This window comes from Terrisporobacter sp. (assembly GCF_017888745.1).
Taxonomy (GTDB): domain Bacteria; phylum Bacillota; class Clostridia; order Peptostreptococcales; family Peptostreptococcaceae; genus Terrisporobacter.
On the sequence record NZ_JAGHFM010000248.1, the window covers coordinates 1 to 2,901 of the forward strand.

A 2,901-nucleotide genomic window follows, 5' to 3' on the forward strand; every position below is an offset into this window, starting at 1 on the left:
AAGATATAAATTAAGGGAGAGATTATGAACATAATTAAAAATGAGATAAAAAAGATATTTAATCCAATAAATATGATTGTAGCGGCTTTAATAACAATTATAATATGGTTTTTATTTATAAGCTTTAATATAGAGCATTTTCAAAATGGATCTGATATTTATGATTATGATACTAGCGTATATATGCTGAAAAATTACGGAACATCTATGGATGAAGAAGAGTTTAAAGATTTTAAGCTATATAGGGAAGAAAAAATAAAAGAAGCTAATAGATATTTATTAAGTGATGAGGAGTTTGCAAAAGAAAATATTAATAGCTATGAAGATTATATAAAATTCAGGAGCAAAATGGGGTATAATCAAAAAGCAGATAAATTAATAAGTAAAGTAATGTTTGAAGATAATGTAGAAGTATTCTGGGAGTTACAAAGTTTAGACAATCTTATAGAAAGCTATGAAGATAAGGAATTTTTGATAAGCTCAAACTATGAAGAGGAAAGCTCAGCTCAGAAAGCCAGACATGAAGAAATTAAAGACAGTAATGGATTTAATTCTCCTTTAAATTTTATGATATTTAGAAATTACAATAGTTTAATATTTGGAATAAATTTATTAGTCTTAATATGTATTCCTATTTTAATATGTCCTATTTTTATCAATGATAATAAAAATAAAGTGAATTATATTCAATATACTACAAAGACAGGAAGAAAACTTTTTATCAAAAAAGTAATTGCAAGTTTAATATCATCTATAGTTATAACTACAATACACTTAGGGATTTTGTTTACAGTGTATAAATCTAATAATACTTATATGTTCTGGGATTGTAGTATAAGTTCATTTATAAGTGCTATGTCATCTTGGTATGATATAACATTTGGTCAATATATAATTCTGTCGGTGATTTTAACTTATATTGTATCAATTATTACATCTATTGTGACAATTTGTGTATCATCTAGAACAAGTACATATATAAGTGCAATAGGTATTCAAATACCAATATTATTTATATTTGGATGTTGGTTAAAAGCTATTGGGATGGATTATTTAACTACTACTTATTATCCTAAGTATATATTGTATATAATATATGGATTATTAATCTTAATTTCATCAGTTATGCTTATTAGAAGAATTAAAAGAGAGAAAGTATCAGATATATAAAGCCAAAAGCTATATACTTAGACGAAGAATGTTCAAGTGTATAGCTTTTTATGTTAAGAAAATTTTAGAGTAAATGCTATTGTGAAAATTTAAAAATTTAATAAGGTTACAGCAAATACTTATATTTTATATGAATTGTATTAATACGATTTGTATTTATATAGAAAAATATTAAGGGTTATTGTGATACAATCCGTATTGTACTACTATTTATTTATAAAATAAAAATATTAGGGGGTACAATATGAGTAGAGAAGTATTAAATAAAAATTTAGCACAAATGCTAAAGGGTGGAGTAATAATGGATGTAACAAATGCTAAAGAAGCTCTAATTGCACAAAATGCGGGGGCTTGTGCAGTAATGGCATTGGAAAGAGTTCCATCAGATATAAGAAAACAAGGTGGAGTGGCAAGAATGTCAGATCCTAAAATGATAAAAGAAATACAAGACGCTGTAAGTATACCAGTTATGGCAAAGGTCAGAATAGGTCATTTTGTAGAAGCACAAATTCTTGAAGCATTAGAAATAGATTTTATAGATGAAAGTGAAGTGTTAACGCCAGCAGACAATTTATATCACATAGATAAGTTAAATTTTGAAGTACCTTTTGTATGTGGTGCAAGAAATTTAGGAGAAGCATTAAGAAGAATTGGCGAAGGTGCTGCAATGATAAGAACTAAAGGTGAAGCTGGAACAGGGGATGTTGTAGAAGCTGTAAAGCATATGAGAACTGTTACATCACAAATAAGAAGTATTGTATCAATGGGAGAAGAAGAGCTTATGAACGCAGCTAAAGAAATGGGAGCTCCTTTTAATTTAGTAAAATATGTCCATGAAAATGGAAAACTTCCAGTGGTAAACTTTGCGGCAGGAGGAATAGCAACACCAGCAGATGCAGCTTTGATGATGCAATTAGGATGTGATGGAGTATTTGTAGGTTCTGGAATATTTAAATCAGATAACCCTGAAAAGAGAGCAGAAGCTATAGTAAAAGCAGTTACTAACTACAATAATCCTAAAGTGTTAGCTGAAATATCAGAAGATTTAGGAGAGGCTATGAGTGGAGTATCAGTAAGTTCTTTACAAAATGAAGAACTATTATCATCAAGAGGGTGGTAATATGAAAATAGGTGTATTAGCTATGCAAGGTGCTTATAGAGAACATATAAGTATGTTAAAAGATTTAGATGTTAGCATCCTAGAGATAAGAAATAAAGAAGAGTTAAAAGGAATAGATGGATTAATAATTCCTGGTGGTGAAAGTACTACTATGGGAAAGTTAATTAGGACATTAGACTTGTATAATGATTTAAAAGGAATGATAGAAGAAGGTCTGCCAGTATGGGGAACTTGAGCAGGTATGATTTTATTATCAAAAAATATTTATAATGATAACACAAAACATTTAGAGACTATGAATATTGAAGTAATTAGAAATGTCTATGGAAGACAACTTGGAAGTTTTAATACTAAATGTTATATGAAAGGTATTGGTGAAGATATAGAAATGGTATTTATTAGAGCTCCTTATATTAAAAATGTAGGAGAAGGTGTGGATGTATTATCTATTGTTGATGGAAATATAGTTGCAGCAAGACAAAACAATATGCTGGTAACATCTTTTCATCCAGAATTGACTGATGACAACAGAGTACATAAGTATTTTTTAGATATGGTGAAATCAAATATTAATAATAGTTAATTTAATTTTATAATAAAGAAATAAATAA

2 protein-coding genes and 1 pseudogene are annotated in these 2,901 nt (G+C 28.1%); all 3 read left to right on the forward strand.

The genetic code is table 11. The annotated features are described in order from the left end of the window. Nucleotides 1-24 precede the first annotated feature (24 nt). A complete protein-coding gene (locus tag J7G74_RS11360) occupies nucleotides 25-1,170 on the forward strand; it encodes a hypothetical protein (RefSeq protein WP_297135398.1) in 1,146 nt (381 codons plus the stop codon). Nucleotides 1,171-1,414: 244 nt separating this feature from the next. Beyond that, nucleotides 1,415-2,290: a pyridoxal 5'-phosphate synthase lyase subunit PdxS gene (gene pdxS / locus J7G74_RS11365; protein WP_297135400.1), complete on the forward strand. Its 876-nt coding sequence runs from the start codon at nucleotides 1,415-1,417 to the stop codon at nucleotides 2,288-2,290. Nucleotides 2,291-2,312: 22 nt separating this feature from the next. Then, nucleotides 2,313-2,873 (forward strand): annotated as a pseudogene (gene pdxT, locus J7G74_RS11370) (pyridoxal 5'-phosphate synthase glutaminase subunit PdxT). Nucleotides 2,874-2,901: the final 28 nt, after the last annotated feature.